At 73.0% G+C, this 18,948-nt stretch carries 15 protein-coding genes; 11 read left to right on the top strand and 4 right to left on the bottom strand.

Translation table 11 applies throughout. The annotated features are described in order from the left end of the window. Positions 1 to 153 precede the first annotated feature (153 nt). From ACZ51I_RS01495 to ACZ51I_RS01485, 3 genes are all read left to right on the top strand, one after another. The gene (locus ACZ51I_RS01495; protein ID WP_468870767.1) at positions 154 to 672 is read left to right on the top strand and encodes an SAV_6107 family HEPN domain-containing protein; all 519 of its coding nucleotides are present in this window, start codon (positions 154 to 156) and stop codon (positions 670 to 672) included. Between the two features lie 67 nt (positions 673 to 739). Next, entirely contained in the window at positions 740 to 1,528 is a 789-nt protein-coding gene (locus ACZ51I_RS01490; protein ID WP_468870765.1) for a class I SAM-dependent methyltransferase, read from the top strand. 271 nt (positions 1,529 to 1,799) lie between these two features. Beyond that, on the top strand, positions 1,800 to 2,204 hold the full coding sequence (locus ACZ51I_RS01485) for a DUF3040 domain-containing protein (protein ID WP_468870764.1): 405 nt from the start codon (positions 1,800 to 1,802) through the stop codon (positions 2,202 to 2,204). A gap of 421 nt (positions 2,205 to 2,625) precedes the next feature. On the opposite strand, the gene ACZ51I_RS01480 is transcribed toward ACZ51I_RS01485, so the two are convergent. The 4 genes from ACZ51I_RS01480 to ACZ51I_RS01465 form a co-directional block, all read right to left on the bottom strand. Beyond that, positions 2,626 to 5,007 (bottom strand): transglutaminase TgpA family protein, encoded by a 2,382-nt coding sequence (locus ACZ51I_RS01480; RefSeq protein WP_468870762.1) that lies wholly within the window; start codon positions 5,005 to 5,007, stop codon positions 2,626 to 2,628. After that, positions 5,004 to 6,359, bottom strand: a complete 1,356-nt coding sequence (locus ACZ51I_RS01475; protein ID WP_468870760.1) for a DUF58 domain-containing protein — start codon at positions 6,357 to 6,359, stop codon at positions 5,004 to 5,006. Before ACZ51I_RS01475 ends, ACZ51I_RS01480 begins: the two co-directional genes overlap by 4 nt. Beyond that, complete coding sequence (locus tag ACZ51I_RS01470) at positions 6,359 to 7,378, bottom strand: AAA family ATPase (RefSeq protein WP_468870759.1); 1,020 nt, start codon at positions 7,376 to 7,378, stop codon at positions 6,359 to 6,361. The genes ACZ51I_RS01475 and ACZ51I_RS01470 overlap by 1 nt, the downstream gene beginning before the upstream one ends. Before the next feature lie 111 nt (positions 7,379 to 7,489). Beyond that, positions 7,490 to 8,029, bottom strand: a complete 540-nt coding sequence (locus tag ACZ51I_RS01465; protein ID WP_468870757.1) for a beta-class carbonic anhydrase — start codon at positions 8,027 to 8,029, stop codon at positions 7,490 to 7,492. A gap of 281 nt (positions 8,030 to 8,310) precedes the next feature. Between ACZ51I_RS01465 and rsmH the strand changes: the two genes are divergently transcribed. Genes rsmH through ftsW form a run of 8 tightly spaced genes read left to right on the top strand, consistent with a single transcriptional unit; the run spans position 8,311 to position 18,943 of the window. After that, positions 8,311 to 9,267: a 16S rRNA (cytosine(1402)-N(4))-methyltransferase RsmH gene (rsmH, locus tag ACZ51I_RS01460; protein ID WP_468870756.1), complete on the top strand. Its 957-nt coding sequence runs from the start codon at positions 8,311 to 8,313 to the stop codon at positions 9,265 to 9,267. Further along, complete coding sequence (ftsL, locus tag ACZ51I_RS01455; RefSeq protein ID WP_468870755.1) at positions 9,264 to 9,938, top strand: cell division protein FtsL; 675 nt, start codon at positions 9,264 to 9,266, stop codon at positions 9,936 to 9,938. The genes rsmH and ftsL overlap by 4 nt, the downstream gene beginning before the upstream one ends. A gap of 7 nt (positions 9,939 to 9,945) precedes the next feature. Next, positions 9,946 to 11,940, top strand: a complete 1,995-nt coding sequence (locus ACZ51I_RS01450) for a peptidoglycan D,D-transpeptidase FtsI family protein (protein WP_468870753.1) — start codon at positions 9,946 to 9,948, stop codon at positions 11,938 to 11,940. Between the two features lie 16 nt (positions 11,941 to 11,956). Then, positions 11,957 to 13,630, top strand: a complete 1,674-nt coding sequence (locus tag ACZ51I_RS01445; protein ID WP_468870752.1) for a UDP-N-acetylmuramoyl-L-alanyl-D-glutamate--2,6-diaminopimelate ligase — start codon at positions 11,957 to 11,959, stop codon at positions 13,628 to 13,630. A gap of 4 nt (positions 13,631 to 13,634) precedes the next feature. Next, positions 13,635 to 15,059 carry a UDP-N-acetylmuramoyl-tripeptide--D-alanyl-D-alanine ligase gene (locus tag ACZ51I_RS01440; protein ID WP_468870750.1) on the top strand — a complete coding sequence of 475 codons (1,425 nt, stop codon included), beginning with the start codon at positions 13,635 to 13,637 and terminating at the stop codon, positions 15,057 to 15,059. Then, the gene (mraY, locus tag ACZ51I_RS01435; protein ID WP_468870749.1) at positions 15,056 to 16,126 is read left to right on the top strand and encodes a phospho-N-acetylmuramoyl-pentapeptide-transferase; all 1,071 of its coding nucleotides are present in this window, start codon (positions 15,056 to 15,058) and stop codon (positions 16,124 to 16,126) included. The genes ACZ51I_RS01440 and mraY overlap by 4 nt, the downstream gene beginning before the upstream one ends. Beyond that, on the top strand, positions 16,108 to 17,547 hold the full coding sequence (murD, locus tag ACZ51I_RS01430) for a UDP-N-acetylmuramoyl-L-alanine--D-glutamate ligase (RefSeq protein ID WP_468870748.1): 1,440 nt from the start codon (positions 16,108 to 16,110) through the stop codon (positions 17,545 to 17,547). Before mraY ends, murD begins: the two co-directional genes overlap by 19 nt. Before the next feature lie 55 nt (positions 17,548 to 17,602). Continuing rightward, complete coding sequence (gene ftsW / locus ACZ51I_RS01425; RefSeq protein ID WP_468870747.1) at positions 17,603 to 18,943, top strand: putative lipid II flippase FtsW; 1,341 nt, start codon at positions 17,603 to 17,605, stop codon at positions 18,941 to 18,943. Positions 18,944 to 18,948 lie beyond the last annotated feature (5 nt).

The following is an 18,948-nucleotide window of genomic DNA, read 5'->3' as shown; positions in this document are numbered from 1 at the left end:
CCCACTTCCCCTTTTTGAACTGACCAGTCAGTTCAAAAGTTACCCCGGGGTGGGATTTCTGGCAAAACCCCAGGTCAGGGCCGCTGTCAGTGGGGCAGGGCACGATGAACACATACGGCCATAGCGCCGTCACGCGATGACAGGAGGCTCGTCATGGTCGGCCCTTCCGCAGCAGCCGCGTCCCGCCACCGCCCGGCCCACGGCGAGACGGGGCCCGGGTCCGACATCCACCCGGTCCCGCGCCGCTCCGCCGCTCCGCCCGCCGCCCTCGACCTCCTCGCCAGGTCCCGCGCCGGGCTCGCCGAGGCCGCCGTGCTCGACCGTCCCCACGAGCGGTACGCCACCGCCCACCTCGCCGCCCTGCGCGCCGCGGCCGCCGTGCTCGCCGCCCGGGGCAGGCCCGAGACCGGCCCCCGCCGCCGGCAGCGGATACGGAGCGCCTGGGAACTCCTCGCCGAGCTGGCGCCCGAGCTGACCGAGTGGAGCGCCCTCTTCGCCGCCGGCGCCCCGCGCAGAGCCCGCGCCGAGGCCGGCATCAGCGGCGCCGCCACCCGGCGCGAGGCCGACGACCTGCTCAGGGACGCCGCGCACTTCCTCCGCCTGGTCGAGCGGCTCCTCGCCCTCCCGCCGGTGCTGCCGCGCCAGCCGGGGGCCGACGAGTCGGGAGGATGATCCGGAAGGCGGGGGCGAGGCCATAGGGTGGGGAGCGTCCGTACCCGTCACCGAGGAGTCAACAGCCGTGCCGGACCCTTCCCCTGTCTTCGGTCGAGAGGCGTCGTCGCGCCCGTCGCGCGCCTCCCTGCGTACCGCCGTCGTCTGGGACGTCCTCAAAGACGCCCTGGACCGCCGGGTCGAGGCCACCGGGAAGGACAGCCTCGACGTCCTCGACACGGGCGGCGGCTCCGGGAACTTCGCGGTGCCGGTGGCGCGCCTCGGCCACCGGGTCACCGTCGTCGACCCCAGCCCCAACGCGCTCTTCGCGCTGGAGCGCCGGGCCGCCGAGGCCGGCGTCGCCGACCTCGTCACCGGCGTCCAGGGCGACATCCGGGGGCTCTTCGACGTCGTCGAGCGCGACGCGTACGACGCCGTGCTCTGCCACGGCGTCCTGGAGTACGTCGACGACCCCGCCGAGGGCGTGCGGAACGCGGTCGTCGCGCTCCGCCCCGGCGGCAGCCTCAGCCTGCTCGCGGCCGGGGTCGGCGGCGCCGTCCTGGCCCGCGCGCTGGCCGGTCACTTCACCGAGGCCCGGCAGGCGCTCGACGACCCGGCCGGCCGCTGGGGCGCGGGCGACCCCGTACCCCGGCGCTTCACCGCCGGGCAGCTCACCGAGCTGGCCGACGAGGCCGGACTCGAGGTCGGGGCGGTGCACGGCGTCCGGGTCTTCGCCGACCTGGTCCCCGGGGCCCTCGTCGACACCGAGCCCGGGGCCGCCGAGGCCCTGCTCAAGCTGGAGGCGGCCGCCGCGGAGCTGCCCTCCTTCCACGCGATCGCCACCCAGCTGCACGTTCTCGGCGAGAAGCGGGCCTGAGCCGGAGGCCACCCGTTCGGCGGTGCGGACCGAGGTGCTCCATGGAGTACGCCACAGCCCGCCCGATGAGGGGCTCCGCCCCGTATGATCGAGGGACACCATCCGGCATGACGGACGAGGGGCTGGGGAATCAACGCCTCAGCAACCGATCCGCATGGCGGCCCGGATTGGCTATTCGGCATTGAGGGCGGGTTTCACGGGGGCGATTCCCTGCCTATCCTGAAAGGGCCGCAAACCGGTCGCCCCCGCGACCGACGACTAGGAGGACTCCGTGCCGCTCTCGGAGCACGAGCAGCGAATGCTCGAGCAGATGGAGCGAGCGCTGTACGCCGAAGATCCCAAGTTCGCGACAGCGCTCGAGGGAAGCGGACTGCGTACGTACACCCGGCGACGGGTTTACCAGGCAGTCGCCGGCTTCCTGGTGGGTATCGCGCTCCTCATGGCCGGAATGGTCGCACAGCAGATCTGGATCAGCGTGGTGGGATTCCTCGTCATGCTGGGCTGCGCGGTCCTGGCGGTCACCGGATGGCGCAAGGCGCCGAAGCCGGGCGAGCAGCAGGCCAGGGGTGGGATGGCGGCCGCCGGCCGTCAGACCCGGCAGCGACGCTCCATGATGAACCGGATCGAGGAGCGGTGGCAGCGCCGCCGCGACGAGCAGCAGGGCGGCGGCCACTGACGGCCCCCGCGCGGTAGCCCCGCCCCCACAACCTCCCGAGCCCCGCAGGCCCATGCGCCCTGCGGGGCTCGGCACGTTCACCCTGCGGGGCCCGGCGCGGCTCCCGTGCGGCGCCCCGCCCCTGCGGCCCGCACCCGCACGCCCGTGCGAGGCCGCGGCTGTCCGTGCGGAGCCTGGCCCCGGGCGTGAGGGCCCGAGCCGCCCTTTCCGAGCCGGGCCCCGCCCCGTGGGGGCCCGGCCCCGCTCGGTGTGGGTCTCGCGCCCGCCCCGATGAGCTCGCGCCGCGCCGGTGTGGGGCCGCTCCCCACCGGCCCACACCGGCGGGGAGCAGCCCGCAACTGCGGGGTGGGCCGCCTCGGCTGCGGGCCCGCAACGGGGTGGGCATCGTCCCGCGGCGGGCACGCAACAGGCGGCGGGGCCGTCAGTTGGTCTGTCGGCGGAGGAGTGTCGTCGCTCGGGTCGTCACGGTCGCCCGCCGCTCCGACCAGCGCTCCGTCGTCGACGTCCAGCGGGACGACCAGGACCAGCGGAGGCGGGTCGCCGAGCGGGGGGCCAGGAGGGCGCGGAGGCGGGCGCGGCGGCCGGCGCCCGCGTGGAACCCCGCACGGACCCGCGCGGCCTCGGAGGCCAGACCCGCGACCGCCCGCGGCCGGGGCGCGTACAGCACCTCCTCCACCGCCCGCGCCACCCGGTGCACCGCGTCGGCGGACTCGCCCCGCAGCTCGCCCAGGCGGACGATCCGCGCCGCCGCCCTCCTCGGCGTCAGGGACTCGTCCGGCTCGACCCCGTAGTCCCAGGCCGTGTCGTTGATCTCCTCCCAGACCGCCAGGGTCTCCGCGCCGAGCCGCCGGGCCCGTACCCGGGTCCGCCAGAGCAGGGGCAGGAAGGGGAGGGCGAGGACGAGCAGGGCCCCGACGACCAGCAGCAGCACCGTCAGAAGGTCCGGACCCGAGCCGTCCGAGGACGCTCCGGCGACCGCCGCGTCCGGACCGCAGTCGCCGAGCTTCCGCTCCTGCGGGGTGCAGCCCGCCGAGGCGCTCGGCGCGGCGGAGGGCTGCGCCGAGGCGCTCTGCTGCGGCTGGGCGGGCCCGGTGGCCGTGCCCGAGGGCGTGTTCTGCCGGGTGTACGAGGGGGTGGAGCCCCGCGAGGGGGTCGGCTCGAACCGGGTCCAGCCGACACCCTCGAAGTACAGCTCGGGCCAGGCGTGCGCGTCCCGGATGCCGACGGAGACCGATCCGTCGGTCTGGGTCGTGCCCGGCATGAAGCCGACGGCCACACGGGCCGGGATGCCGAGCGAGCGCGCCATCGCCGCCATGGAGAAGGAGAAGTGGACGCAGAAGCCCCTCTTGTCCTTCAGGAAGCGGGAGACCGCCTGCACCCCGGTGCCGGACACCACGTCGACGTCGTAGCGGAAGCCGCCGTCCTGGGCGAACCAGTCCTGGAGCCTCACCGCCCGCTCGTAGTCGTTCCGCGCGCCCTTGGTGACCGTCAGGGCCGTCTCCCGCACGTCCGCCGGGAGCGTCGTGGGCACCTTGGTGTACTCGCGGCGCAGCTTCTCCGGAACGGGCCCGGCGCCGGCCAACTGACCGGCCGTCGGCTGCACGTCCAGGCTGGCGACCTGGTAGCGGGCGCCCTTGGTGGTCTGCTTGGCGTCGCCGACGAGCATGCGGCCGGCCGGCTCGTACCGCCAGCGTCCGTCGATGTCGACCCGGGCGGCCGGGTACGGCATGGGCAGCCACTTCTGCTCGTACGCCTCCGAGGCGACGAAGTTGCTGGTCACCTCGGTGGCCCGGACGCCCTGCGAGAGGCCGTTCGGCCAGGGCAGCTGCTTGGGGACGTCCTCGATCGGGCGGACCGAGGACTTCCACGAGGTGCCGTCGAACTGGTCGAGGGCGACGAGCCGCAGGTACAGGCCGCTGGTGTCGCGGGCGTTGGTCCGGTACCGCAGCACCTCCCGGTCCTCCGGCTGGCGCAGGTTGTCCTGGAGGGAGACCAGCGGGTTCACGGCGGAGATCGTGCCGCCCTTGCCGCCGTCCCCGTCGCCCTCGCCGTTGCCGCCGAAGAGGCCGCCGGAGAAACCGGGCAGCGCGAACGGCACCAGCAGCGCGACGCCCATGGCGACGGCGCCGATCCGGCGGCCGGTGCGGGCCGGGGCGAAGGCGGGGCCGCCGCCGGCGACGGTGGAGCCGGGACGGCCGGAGCGCTGGGCGCCGCCGAAGACCCGCCCCCACTGGGAGAGCCGGTCGCGGCCCTCGGCGAGGAGCAGCAGCAGATAGCCGGAGGCCGCGAGGAGGAACCAGAGCCGGCCCGCGCCGCCGCCGGACAGCCCGGCGGCCACCGAGTACAGGGCGAGCAGCGGCAGGCCGGCCGGGGCCGCCTTGCGGAAAGTGACGGCGAGGGCGTCCACCAGGAGCCCGATCGCGACGACCCCGCCGACCAGCATGAGCCGGATGCCCTCGGTGTCGGGCGCGGGGATCGCGTACCGGCCGACGTCCTCGGCGCCCGCCTGGAACAGCTCGGCGGCGTGCGCGAGGGCCTCGGGGCCCGGGACGATCCAGAGGAGGGCCTGCTCCCGGGCGAAGAACAGGGTCAGCGCGAGGAGCGCGGTGACGGTCTGGGCGAGGAGGGTCAGCGTCCGGGCCAGCGGCACCCGCCGGGCCAGCGTGCCCACCCCGCTCACCAGGGCGAGGACGAAGGCCGCCGTGAAGATCCAGGTCGCGGGCTTCACCAGGGGGAGCAGTGCCCCGGCGGCCATCAGGGTGGCGCCCCAGGAAGCGAGCGTCAGCCGGGTGCGGCCGCTCATGACCATCCTCCGTAGGTGTCGGCGGTGGCGGTCTCCGTACGGAGACCGGCCGCCTGCTGCCACAGGTCGGCGAGCGGGGCGCCGGGCGGTACGGCGAGCGCAGTCCAGCCCGCCTCCCGCAGCTGCCGCACCCGGTCCTCGACCGCTCCGGCGACCGCGCCGCCGGTGAGCCAGGTGCCGGAGTCCAGGACGAAGGCGACGGCCGCGCCGGCCCGGCCGCGCATCCGGGCGGTGAGGGCCGCCTGCTCCTCGTCGAGGTCGCCGAGGAAGGCGATGAGCAGCCCGTCGCCGCCGCCGCGCAGCACGTCCGAGGCGCGGGAGAGACCGGCCCCCTCGGAGTGGTCGACGACCGCGAGGGTGTCCATCATCAGGCCGGCCGCCTCGGCCGAGTCGTGCGCCGAGCCGGCGAAGCCCTCGGAGCCCTCGCCGGGGATCGCGCTGCCGGTGTCCGTGAGCAGCCGGACCGCGTAGCCGCGCTCCAGCATGTGGACGAGCGCGGAGGCGGTGCCGGACACCGCCCATTCGAAGGCCGAGTCGGGGCCCGCGCCCTGGAAGGCGATCCGGCGGGTGTCGAGGAGGACGGTGCAGCGCGCCCGCTGGGGCAGCTCCTCGCGGCGGACCATCAGCTCGCCGTAGCGGGCGGTGGAGCGCCAGTGGACCCGGCGCAGGTCGTCGCCGTGCCGGTAGGTGCGGGGGATGACGTCGTCGTCGCCGGCGAGCGCGAGGGAGCGCGACTGCCCGTCTCCGTACCCCGAGGCCTCGCCGAAGAGCTTCACGGGCGGGAGGGCCTCCGTGCGCGGCACGACGGTCAGGGTGTCGTACGCGCTGAAGGAGCGGGTCAGCTCGCACATCCCGAAGGGGTCGTTGAGCCGCAACTGGAGCGGGCCCAGCGGGAAGCGGCCGCGCAGGTCGGAGCGGACCCGGTAGGACACCTCGCGCCGCCCGCCCGCCTCGACCCGGTCGAGGACGAAGCGGGGGCGGGGTCCCAGCATGTACGGCACGTGGTCCTGGAGCATCAGGAGGCCGGTGGGGAGCTTGGAGACGTTCTCCATCCGCAGCTGGACCCGGGCCTCGGTGCCGGTCTCCACCCGCTGGGGGGTGAGCCGGCGGGAGGCGGCGACCCGATAGCGGGTCCGGTGCAGCACGAGGACGCAGATCAGCGGGAGGGCGGCGAGCAGCAGCCCGACGCGCAGCAGATCGGCCTGGCCGAGGACGTACGCGCAGACGGCGGCGGCCACCCCCGCGGCGAGGAAGGAACGGCCGCGGGTGGTGAGACCGGCGAAGGCGGCCCGCAGCCCGCCCCGGTCGTCCTCGTCGCCCCGCTGACCGTCCGGCACGGCGGCGCCACTCATCACAGCCGCCGGGCGCCGGGCTGCTGCTGGCCGTAGAGCGGGCCGGCGTGCGGGGCCGCGGCCGGGACGGGGGTGCGCTGCAGGATGTCCTGGACGACCTGCTCGGCGGTGCGGCGGTTCAGCTGGGCCTGCGCCGTCGGCAGCAGCCGGTGGGCGAGGACGGGAGCGGCGAGGGCCTGGAGGTCGTCGGGCAGCACGTACTCGCGGCCGCTGAGCGCCGCGGAGGCCTTGGCGGCCCGCAGCAGGTGGAGCGTGGCCCGGGGGGAGGCACCGAGGCGCAGGTCGGCGTGGGTGCGGGTGGCGGCGACGATGTCGACCGCGTACCGGCGGACGGCGTCGGCGACGTGGACCCCGCGCACCGCGTCGATCAGCTTGAGGATGTCGTGGGCGTGGGCGACCGGCTGGAGGTCGTCCAGCGGTGAGACCGAGCCGTGCACGTCGAGCATCTGGAGCTCGGCCTCGGCGCTCGGGTAGCCGATGGAGACCCGGGCCATGAAGCGGTCGCGCTGGGCCTCGGGCAGCGGGTAGGTGCCCTCCATCTCGACCGGGTTCTGGGTGGCGACGACCATGAACGGGCTGGGCAGCTCGTACGTCTGGCCGTCGACCGTGACCTGGCGCTCCTCCATGGACTCCAGGAGCGCGGACTGGGTCTTCGGCGAGGCGCGGTTGATCTCGTCGCCGATCACGATCTGGGCGAAGATCGCGCCCGGCTTGAACTCGAAGTCACGCCGCTGCTGGTCGAAGATCGACACGCCGGTGACGTCCGAGGGCAGCAGGTCGGGCGTGAACTGGATGCGGCGCACCGAGCAGTCGATGGACCGGGCCAGCGTCTTGGCCAGCATGGTCTTGCCGACGCCGGGTACATCCTCGATGAGGAGGTGCCCCTCGGCGAGCAGCACGGTCAGCGAAAGCCGTACGACCTCGGGCTTGCCCTCGATCACACTCTCCACCGATCTGCGGACGCGCTCCACAGTGGTGGTCAGATCAGCGAGGCTCGCTCGATCGTCATAGGTCGTCACCCCGGCCCTCCTCGGCCTTTCGGAACTGTCGTCCGAGCATTGTTGTTGGCGTTGGCGCGCCCTGTCACTCGCCCGCGGACAAGAGCGAGCGAGATGCCGGGGTTTGGGGGGTTACGCCGGGTCGATCTCGCGCAGCAGCCCCGTCGTCACGTCGAAGACGAAGCCCCGGACGTCGTCCGTGTGCAGCAGGAAGGGGGAGGTCCGCACCCGCTGCATCGACTGCCGGACGTCCTGGTCGACATCGCGGAAGGCCTCGACCGCCCAGGCCGGGCGCTGGCCGACCTCGTCCTCCAGCTCGTGCCGGAAGTCCTCGGTGAGCGACTCCAGGCCGCAGTTCGTGTGGTGCACCAGCATCACGCTGCGGGTGCCGAGGGCCCGCTGGCTGATGGTGAGCGACCGGATCACGTCGTCGGTGACCACGCCGCCGGCGTTGCGGATGGTGTGGCAGTCGCCGAGTTCGAGGCCGAGGGCCGCGTGCAGGTCGAGACGGGCGTCCATGCAGGCGACGACGGCGACGCGCAGCACGGGCCGGGCGTCCATCCCCGGGTCGGTGAAGGCGGACGCGTAGCGCGCGTTGGCCTCGACCAAACGGTCGGTGACCGTCGGGCCGGTGCGTATGGCGTCGGCGGAGGGGCGAGCGGAGGTCGGCATGGTTCCGACGGTAATGGTCACGTCCCGTCCCGGCCCGCCGTGAGGAGGGACAAAGAACATCAATGAGCCTGGCTGTGAGCTAAAGCACAGGTGGTGCTCTCCGGGGCCACGCGGCGCGCCAGTCGGTTGATTGACCGGCGGGTCCCGTGGACTAAAGTGACGCGGAGTTCACGGAGACAACGAGCGATTTCCCGCGGTTTCTCCCCCCGTGTGTGCGGCGGTACCTCCGGCTCGGCCTCCGCCCGCGGTACGTGCCTCCGCGCCGGACCTGAGAGGGCGCATTGAGCAACGACCGACACGTCCCGGTGATGCTCCAGCGGTGCCTGGACATGTTGGCCCCCGCGCTGGAGCGCCCCGGAGCGGTCGTCGTCGACTGCACCCTGGGTCTCGGCGGCCACAGCGAGGCCCTCCTCAAGCGGTTCCCCGAGGCGCGGCTCGTCGCCCTCGACCGCGACAAGGAGGCCCTGCGGCTCTCCGGCGAGCGGCTCGCCCCCTACGGGGACCGGGCCACCCTCGTCCACGCGGTGTACGACGAGCTGCCCGAGGTCCTCGACCGGCTCGGCATCCCGCGGGTGGACGGCGTCCTCTTCGACCTGGGCGTCTCCTCCATGCAGCTGGACGAGGCCGACCGCGGCTTCGCCTACGCCCAGGACGCCCCGCTCGACATGCGCATGGACCAGACGACCGGCATCAGCGCGGCCGAGGTCCTCAACACCTACCCGCCGGGCGAGCTGGTCCGGATCCTGCGCGCGTACGGCGAGGAGAAGCAGGCCAAGCGGATCGTCTCCGCGATCGTGCGCGAGCGCGAGAAGGAGCCGTTCAGCAACAGCGCCCGGCTCGTCGAACTCATCCGCGACGCCCTGCCCCAGGCCGCCAAGCGCACCGGCGGCAACCCGGCCAAGCGCACCTTCCAGGCCCTGCGCATCGAGGTCAACCACGAGCTCGACAGCGTCGAGAAGGCCATCCCGGCGGCCGTGAAGGCCCTCGCCGTCGGCGGCCGGGTCGTCGTCCTCTCGTACCAGTCCCTGGAAGACCGGATCGTCAAGGGCGTCTTCGCGGCCGGAGCGGCGACCACCGCCCCGCCCGGCCTCCCCGTCGTCCCCGAGAAGTACCAGCCCCGGCTGAAGCTGCTCACCCGGGGCGCCGAGCTGCCCACCGAGGAGGAGGTCGCCGAGAACCGGCGCGCCGCCCCCGCCCGGCTCCGGGGTGTCGAGCGCATCCGGGAAGACGTCCTGTGAGCACGGCGAAGGGGCCCCTCAAAGGGCGGGCCGCGCGGCTCGGACGGCTGATGCCGTCGGGGCCGAGCTCGGCCGCCCGCACCCCCTTCGTCCTGCTCGTCTTCGTGCTGCTCGGCGGCGGGCTCATCACCCTGCTCCTGCTGAACTCCGCCCTCAACCAGGGCTCCTTCAAGCTGAACGAGCTCAAGGACAAGACCACCGAACTCACCGACGAGGAGCAGGCCCTCCAGCGGGACGTCGACGACTACGCGGCCCCCGACGCGCTGGAGCGGCGGGCCCGTGAACTCGGCATGGTCCCCGGCGGCAGCCCCGCCTTCCTCGGCCCGGACGGCAAGGTCCTCGGCGAACCCTCGGTGGCGGTCGCCCCCCAACCGCCCCCGAAGCCGACGCCGACCGCGACCCCGTCGGGGAGCGCGCCCGCCACCCGGACCAGCACCACCACCGGTACCTCCGGCAACGCCGCAACCACAAGCACACCCGGTGCCCCGATCACCGGCACCGTCCCCACCACCTCAGCCCCCACCAGTCCGGGCCTCTCCGGCGCCGGCCCCGCACAGACAGTGCCGGCGCCAGAGGTCCAGGACCCCACCAGTCCGGGCCCCTCCGGCGCCGGCCCCGCACAGACGGCGCCGGTGCCAGAGGTCCAGGCCCCCACACAAACCGGCAGGTGACCGAGCAGTGCCCTCAAAGGAGCCCCCGCGCCGCCGTGTTCCCGGCCCCGCCCGGCCCGCACGCCCCCGGCCCGCCTCCGCCGGTGCCCGCACGCCCGGTGCCCGCCCGTCCCGGCCCGCCCCGCGCCCGGCGGCGAAGCGGACCGCGCCCCGGCCCCCGGCCCGCCGGCCGCGCACCATCAGGCTCGGCAGCCCCCGGCCCCGGCTGCGTCTGGTCTCCCTCGGCCTGACCCTCGTCATGCTGGTCTTCGTGGTCCGGCTGCTCCAGGTCCAGGCCGTCGACGCCGACGCGTACGCCGCCAAGGCCGACAAGTACCGCTTCCAGGAGTACACGCTCTCCGCCGAGCGGGGCGAGATCACCGACCGCAACGGCATCGCGCTCGCCGCCAGCGTCGACGCGTACGACATCACCGCCGACCCCAAGCTCTTCACCCCCGAGGAGTCCAAGATCGCCGACGCCCCCGAGCAGGCGGCCGCGCTCCTCGCCCCCATCCTCGGCAAGGAACCCGCCGAGCTGGCGAAGAAGCTCCGCACCCCCAAGTCCCGCTACACCCTGCTGGCCCGCAAGCAGACCCCGCAGGTCTGGAACCAGATCAAGGACCTCAAGAAGGTCTACGGGCAGAAGGCGCAGGCCGTCGGCGGCAACGGGGTCAACCTCCTCGGTGGCATCCTCAGCGAGCCCAGCACCAAGCGCGTGTACCCGAACGGCCAACTGGCCGCCGGGATACTGGGATACGTCAACGCCGAGGGCAAGGGCGCCGGCGGCCTGGAGTCCATGCTCGACCCGGAGCTCGCCGGCCAGGACGGCAAGGTCCGCTTCACCCAGTCCGGCGGCCGCCAGGTGCCCACCGCGGGCTCCCAGGGCACCCCCGCCGTCCCCGGCTCCGACATCGAGCTGACCATCGACCGGGACATCCAGTGGGCCGCCCAGCAGGCCATCACCGAGCAGGTCCGCAAGTCGAAGGCCGACCGCGGCTACGTGATCGTGCAGGACACCAGGACCGGCGAGGTCCTCGCCATGGCCAACGCGCCCGGTTTTGACCCCAACGACCTCTCCGCCGCCAACGCCGCCGCCATGGGCAACGCCGCCCTGCAGGACGCCTACGAGCCCGGCTCCACCAGCAAGGTCATGTCCATGGCCGCCGTCCTCGAGGAGGGCAAGGCGGCCCCCGACACCCACGTCACCGTCCCCAACCGGCTCCACCGAGGCGACCGGCTCTTCAAGGACGACATCGACCACATCACCTGGTACCTGACCCTCAACGGCGTCCTCGCCAAGTCCAGCAACATCGGCACCATCCTCGCCACCGGCCGGCTCGGCGACACCCAGGCCGAGTCCAACCGGGTCCTCCACTCCTACCTGCGCAAGTTCGGCATCGGCAGCCCCACCGGCCTGGACTTCCCGGGCGAGACCCCCGGCATCCTCGCCAAGCCACAGGACTGGTCCACCTCGCAGCAGTACACGATCCCCTTCGGCCAGGGCCTCTCGGTCAGCGCCATGCAGGCCGCCTCCGTGTACTCGACCATCGCCAACGGAGGCGTACGGATCGAACCGACCCTCGTGCGCGGCACCAAGGGGCCCGACGGGCGCTTCGCCGCGGCCCCCGCGCCCAAGGAGTCCCGGGTGATCAGCGAGAAGACCGCCAAGACCCTCGCGCAGATGCTGGAGTCCGTCGTCAAGGACCGGGAGGGCACCGGCACCAAGGCCGCCATCCCCGGCTACCGCGTCGCGGGCAAGACCGGCACCGCCAACCGCGTCGACCCCGAACTCGGCCGCTACAAGGGGTACACCGCCTCCTTCGCCGGCTTCGCCCCCGCCGACGACCCTCGGATCACCGTCTACTGCGCCATCCAGAACCCCACCAAGGGCCTGTACTTCGGCGGCCAGATCTGCGGACCCATCTACAAGAAGGTCATGGAGTTCGCCCTGAAGACCCTCCACGTCGCCCCCACGGGCAGCGAACCCGCCCGACTGCCGGTCACCTTCGAACCCACCCCGTGACACTCCGGGAGCACCAGTGACAACGATCACCCCCCATTCCGGGAACCGGAAATCGAACTCCGGCGAGGCCCCGGGCTCTTTTGGCCCCGCACAGGGTGCGCCCGGTACGCTCACCGCCGTGCCACACGCTGATCAGTACCGAAACGCCCCACCCCGGCCGGAGCAGGCCCGCCCGACACCCCTGGGCGACCTGGCCGCGCAGCTCGGGGCCGAGCCCCCCCAGGCCGCCGAGATCTCGGGCATCACGCACGACTCGCGGGCCGTGCGCCCCGGGGACCTGTACGCGGCCCTGCCCGGTGCCCGCACCCACGGCGCCGACTTCGTCGCCCAGGCCGCCGGACTCGGCGCCGCCGCGATCCTCACGGACCCGGCGGGCGCCGAACGCGCCGCCGTGACCGGCCTCCCCGTCCTCGTCGTGGAGAACCCGCGCGGCCGGATGGGCGAACTCGCGGCCGAGATCTACGGGCGCCCCGGCGAGGACCTCCTCCAGATCGGCATCACCGGCACCTCCGGCAAGACCACCACCGCGTACCTGGTGGAGGGGGGCCTGCGCGGCTCCGGCCGGAAGACCGGTCTCGTCGGCACCGTCGAGATGCGGATCGGCGACGAACGCATCAAGTCCGAGCGGACCACCCCCGAGGCCACCGACCTCCAGGCGCTCTTCGCCGTCATGCGCGAGCGGGGCGTCGAGGCCGTCGCCATGGAGGTCTCCAGCCACGCCCTCGTGCTCGGCCGGGTCGACGGCTGCGTCTTCGACGTCGCCGTCTTCAACAACCTCAGCCCGGAGCACATGGAGTTCCACTCCGACATGGAGGACTACTTCCAGGCCAAGGCCGGGCTGTTCACGCCCCGGCGCAGCCGCCTGGGCGTGGTCAACCTCGACGACGCGTACGGCCGCAGGCTCGTCACGGAGGCGACCGTCCCGATCGTCACCTTCTCCGCCGAGGGCCGCGCCGAGGCCGACTGGCGCGCCGAGGACCTCGTCCTCGGCTCCCACGACTCGACGTTCACAGCCGTCGGCCCCGCGGGCGAGCGGATTCCCGCCACCGCCCCGCTGCCCGGCCCGTTCAACGTCGCCAACACCCTCGCCGCGATCGCCACCCTCGCCGCCGCCGGCCTGGACCCGAAGGCCGCGGCCGAGGGCGTCGCCGCCGTCCCCGGCGTCCCGGGCCGCCTTGAGCGGGTCGACGCCGGCCAGCCGTACCTCGCGGTCGTCGACTACGCGCACAAGACGGACGCCGTCGAATCGGTCCTGCGCTCCCTGCGCGAGGTCACCGAGGGCCGGCTGCACGTGGTCATCGGCTGCGGAGGCGACCGGGACACCACCAAGCGCGGCCCGATGGGCGCCGCCGCCGCCCGGCTCGCCGACACCGCCGTCCTCACCTCCGACAACCCCCGCTCCGAGGACCCCCTGGTGATCCTCAGCGCCATGCTCGCCGGCGCCGCCGAGGTGCCGGCGGGGGAGCGCGGCGACGTCCTGGTCGAACCCGACCGGGCCGCCGCCATCGCCGCCGCGGTCGCCCGCGCGCGGCCCGGCGACACCGTCCTTGTCGCCGGCAAGGGCCACGAGCAGGGCCAGGAGATCGCCGGGGTCGTACGCCCCTTCGACGACCGTCAGGTCCTGCGCGAGGCGATTCTCAGCCAGCAGAACCAGCAGGACGCACACCGTCACGAGAACAGTCAGGGATGAAGCAGTGATCGCCCTCTCCCTCGCCGAGATCGCCGAAATCGTCGGCGGGCAGGCGCACGACATACCGGATCCGGCCGCCCGGATCACCGGGCCCGTCGTCATCGACTCCCGCGAGGTGCGGGCAGGCAGCCTCTTCGCGGCCTTCGCGGGAGAGCGCGTCGACGGCCACGAGTACGCCGAACGCGCCGTCGCGGCGGGAGCGGTGGCCGTACTCGCCGCCCGCCCCGTCGGCGTCCCCGCCATCGTCGTCGACGACGTTCAGGCCGCGCTGGGTGCCCTCGCCCGCGCGGTCGTCGAACGGCTCGGCACCGATGTCGTCGCCCTCACCGGCTCGGCCGGCAAGACCTCCACGAAGGACCTGATCGCCCAGGTCCTCGAACGGCACGCGCCCACCGTGTGGACGCCCGGCTCGCTCAACAATGAGATCGGCCTGCCGCTCACGGCGCTCCGCGCGAGCGACGAGACCCGGCACCTGGTCCTGGAGATGGGCGCCCGCGGCATCGGACACATCCGCTACCTCACGGGCCTCACCCCGCCCCGCATCGGACTCGTCCTCAACGTGGGCAGCGCCCACATCGGCGAGTTCGGCGGCCGGGAGCAGATCGCCCAGGCGAAGGGCGAGCTCGTCGAGGCCCTGCCCTCCGCCGAGGAGGGCGGGATCGCGGTCCTCAACGCCGACGATCCGCTCGTCCGCGCCATGGCGAGCCGCACCAAGGCCCGCGTGACCCTGTTCGGCGAAGCGGACGAAGCGGCCGTACGGGCCGAGAACGTCCACCTCACAGAGACCGGACAGCCTTCTTTCCGGCTTCACACACCCACCGGGTGCAGTGACGTGACCTTGCGCCTGTACGGTGAGCACCACGTGTCGAACGCGCTCGCAGCGGCCGCCGTCGCGCACGAGCTGGGCATGCCTGTCGAAGAGATCGCCACCGCGCTCTCCGAGGCCGGCACCCTGTCGCGCTGGCGCATGGAGGTCACCGAGCGTCCGGACGGCGTGACGATCGTCAACGACGCCTACAACGCGAACCCCGAGTCCATGCGAGCCGCCCTGCGCGCGCTCGCGGCCATGGGCAGGGCCGCACAGGCCCGAGGGGCTCGTACGTGGGCGGTGCTCGGCAAGATGGCCGAGCTCGGTGACGAATCGCTCGTCGAGCACGACGCGGTCGGACGGCTCGCCGTCCGGCTTAACGTCAGCAAGCTCGTGGCGGTCGGGGACAGGGAAGCGTCCTGGCTGCAACTGGGCGCATATAACGAGGGTTCGTGGGGTGAGGAGTCGGTGCACGTGTCCGACGCGCAGGCGGCTGTCGACCTGTTGCGCAGTGAGCTGCGCCCGGGGGACGTCGTCCTTGTGAAGGCTTCCAGGTCGGTCGGTCTCGAACAGGTCGCGCTGGCGCTCCTCGACACCGAGGGCGAGGTCACCGGCCGATGAGGCAGATCCTCTTCGCGGGGGCCATCGGGCTCTTCCTGACCCTGATCGGCACGCCGCTGCTGATCAAGCTCCTTGCCCGCAAGGGGTACGGGCAGTTCATCCGGGACGACGGCCCGCGCGGTCACGCCGGGAAGAAGGGCACGCCCACCATGGGCGGCATCTCCTTCATCCTGGCCACGCTCATCGCGTACGCGCTGGCCAAGGTCATCACCGGTGAGGACCCGACGTACTCGGGCGTCCTGGTGCTCTTCCTCATGGCCGGCATGGGCCTGGTCGGCTTCCTCGACGACTACATCAAGATCGTCAAGCAGCGGTCGCTCGGTCTGCGGGCGAAGGCGAAGATGGCCGGCCAGCTGATCGTCGGCATCGCGTTCGCGGTGCTCTCGCTGCAGTTCGCGGACCTGCGCGGGCTCACCCCCGCCTCCACGAAGCTCTCCTTCATCGCGGACTTCGGCTGGGCCATCGGGCCGGTGCTCTTCGTGGTCTGGGCGCTCTTCATGATCCTGGCCATGTCCAACGGCGTGAACCTGACGGACGGTCTGGACGGCCTGGCCACCGGCGCCTCGGTGATGGTCTTCGGCGCGTACACCTTCATCGGGCTCTGGCAGTTCCAGGAGTCCTGCGCCAACGCGGCGACGCTGACCAACCCCAACGCCTGCTTCGAGGTCCGCGACCCGCTCGACCTCGCGGTGGTCGCCTCCGCGCTGATGGGCGCCTGCTTCGGCTTCCTCTGGTGGAACACCTCGCCCGCCAAGATCTTCATGGGCGACACCGGCTCGCTCGCCCTCGGCGGCGCCCTCGCCGGTCTCGCCATCTGCTCCCGTACGGAGCTCCTGCTGGCCCTGCTCGGCGGCCTGTTCGTGCTGATCACGATGTCCGTGGTCATCCAGGTCGGCTCGTTCAAGATGACCGGCAAGCGCGTCTTCCGGATGGCCCCCCTCCAGCACCACTTCGAACTCAAGGGGTGGTCCGAGGTCCTGGTCGTCGTCCGGTTCTGGATCATCCAGGGCATGTGCGTGATCGTGGGCCTGGGCCTCTTCTACGCGGGATGGGCATCGGAAAAGTGACAGAACAGCTCGACTGGAACGGCAAGAAGGTCACCGTCGCGGGGCTCGGGGTCTCCGGCATCCCGGCCGCCCGCGTCCTGCACGCCCGCGGCGCGCTCGTGACCGTCGTCAACGACGGCGACGACGAGCGCTCCCGGGCGCAGGCCGCGGAGCTGGAGGCGGAGGGCGTCACCGTCCGCCTCGGCGACGGGGCGACGCTGCCGGCCGGTACCGAGCTGATCGTCACCACCCCCGGCTGGCGGCCCGACAAGCCCCTCTTCGCGGCCGCCGCCGAGGCGGGCGTGGAGGTCTGGGGCGACGTCGAGCTGGCCTGGCGCCTCCGCGGCCCCGGGGCGGCGCCCTGGCTCGCCGTCACCGGCACCAACGGCAAGACCACGACCGTGCGGATGCTCGCCTCCATCCTGGAGGCGGCGGGACTGCGGACCGCCGCCGTCGGGAACATCGGCGTCTCGCTCCTCGACGCCGTCCTCGGCGAGGAGACGTACGACGTGCTCGCCGTCGAGCTCTCCAGCTACCAGCTGCACTGGGCGCCCTCCGTCCGCGCCCACTCGGCCGCCGTGCTCAACCTGGCGCCCGACCACCTCGACTGGCACGGCTCCATGGAGGCGTACGCCGCCGACAAGGGCCGGATCTACGAGGGCAACCAGGTCGCCTGCGTCTACAACGTCGCCGACCAGGTCACCGAGGACCTGGTGCGCGAGGCCGACGTCGAGGAGGGCTGCCGCGCCATCGGCTTCACCCTCGGCACCCCCGGCCCCTCCCAGCTCGGCGTCGTCGAGGGCATCCTCGTCGACCGGGCCTTCGTCGAGAACCGGCAGAAGAACGCCCAGGAACTGGCCGAGGTCGCCGACGTCCAGCCGCCGGCCCCGCACAACATCGCCAACGCCCTCGCCGCGGCCGCCCTCGCGCGGGCCTTCGGCGTCGAGGCGAAGGCCGTACGGGACGGCCTGAAGGCCTTCCGGCCCGACCCGCACCGCATCGAACTGGTCGAGGAGGTCCAGGGAGTCACCTACGTCGACGACTCCAAGGCCACCAACACCCACGCCGCGGAAGCCTCGTTGGCCGCCTACGACCCGATCGTCTGGATCGCCGGCGGCCTCGCCAAGGGCGCGGCCTTCGACGAGCTCGTCCAGCGGTCGGCGAAGCGCTTGCGCGGTGTCGTCCTGATCGGGGCCGACCGCGCCCTGATCCGGGAAGCCCTGACGCGACACGCCCCGGAGGTCCCGGTGGTGGACCTCGACCGGACCGACACTGGGGCGATGTCCGAGGCGGTCCGCGAGGCGGCCCGGCTCGCCCGCCCCGGGGACACGGTCCTGCTCGCCCCGGCCTGCGCCTCGATGGACATGTTCACCAACTACAACAAGCGGGGCGAGGCCTTCGCGGACGCCGTCCGCGCCCTCGCCGTCACCGGGGACGCCTGACCCGACCAGCGGGAGGGTCCGGCCGGACCGGGCACGACTGGAGGGGACAGCGACCATGCCGAGCAAGATCGCCGGGACACGCCGGCCTTCCGCCGTACGCGGCGGAGGGCGGGCCCCCGCGGCCCCGCGGCGGGCGCGCGGCGGAGGCGTACGGGGGGCGTACGAGCGGCTCCGCAAGGCCTGGGACCGGCCCCTCACGGCGTACTACGTCATCATCGGCGCCGGGCTGCTCATCACCACGCTCGGCCTCGTGATGGTCTACTCCGCCTCGATGATCACGGCGCTCCGCTACGACCTGGTGCCCTCCTACTTCTTCCGGAAGCAGTTCCTGGCCGCGCTCATCGGCACCGGGCTGCTCCTGGTCGCCTCCCGGATGCCGGTCAAGCTGCACCGCGCACTCGCCTACCCGATCCTGGTCGGCGCGGTCTTCCTGATGGTCCTCGTGCAGATCCCCGGGATAGGGCACGCGGTCAACGGCAACCAGAACTGGATCTCGCTCGGCGGCCCCTTCCAGCTCCAGCCCAGCGAGTTCGGGAAACTGGGACTGATCCTGTGGGGGGCCGACCTGCTCGCCCGCAAACAGGACATGCGGCTCCTGACCCAGTGGAAGCACATGCTGGTGCCGCTGGTGCCCGGCGCGTTCATGCTGCTCGGGCTCATCATGCTCGGCGGCGACATGGGCACCTCGATCATCCTCGCGGCCATCCTCTTCGGCCTGCTGTGGACGGCCGGAGCGCCCACCCGGCTCTTCGTCGGCGTGCTCACGGTGGCCGGCGCGATCGGTGTGCTCCTCATCAAGACGAGCTCGAACCGGATGAAGCGCTTCGACTGCATCGGCGCGACCGACCCCGGCGGCGAGGGAGCCCCCTGCCTCCAGGCCGCGCACGGAATCTATGCTCTCGCCTCGGGCGGATGGTTCGGTTCCGGACTCGGTGCGAGCGTCGAGAAATGGGGCCAACTGCCCGAGGCGCACACCGACTTCATCTTCGCGGTCACCGGTGAGGAACTGGGTCTCGCGGGGACGCTGTCGGTACTCGCCCTGTTCGCGGCTCTAGGCTATGCGGGTATCCGCGTGGCCGGAGGCACGGAGGACCCCTTCGTGAGGTTCGCCGCGGGAGGTGTGACCACCTGGATCACGGCTCAGGCCGTGATCAACATCGGTGCGGTGCTCGGCCTGCTGCCGATCGCCGGTGTCCCGCTCCCGCTGTTCTCCTACGGAGGGTCGGCTCTGCTGCCGACCATGTTCGCCGTCGGGCTCCTCATCGCCTTCGCGCGACAGGAACCCGCCGCGAAAGCGGCCCTGGCCATGCGCCGCCCCGGCTGGGGCAAGCGGGTCGGGAAGAGATGGAAGTCGATGCGACGGCGCGTCAAGAAGCGCCCGTCCGGAGAGCGGTGAATTTC

This window comes from Streptomyces sp. NPDC034084 (genome assembly GCF_055575535.1).
Note: the sequence above shows the minus strand (reverse complement) of the source record. Positions and strands in the feature narration are given on the sequence as shown.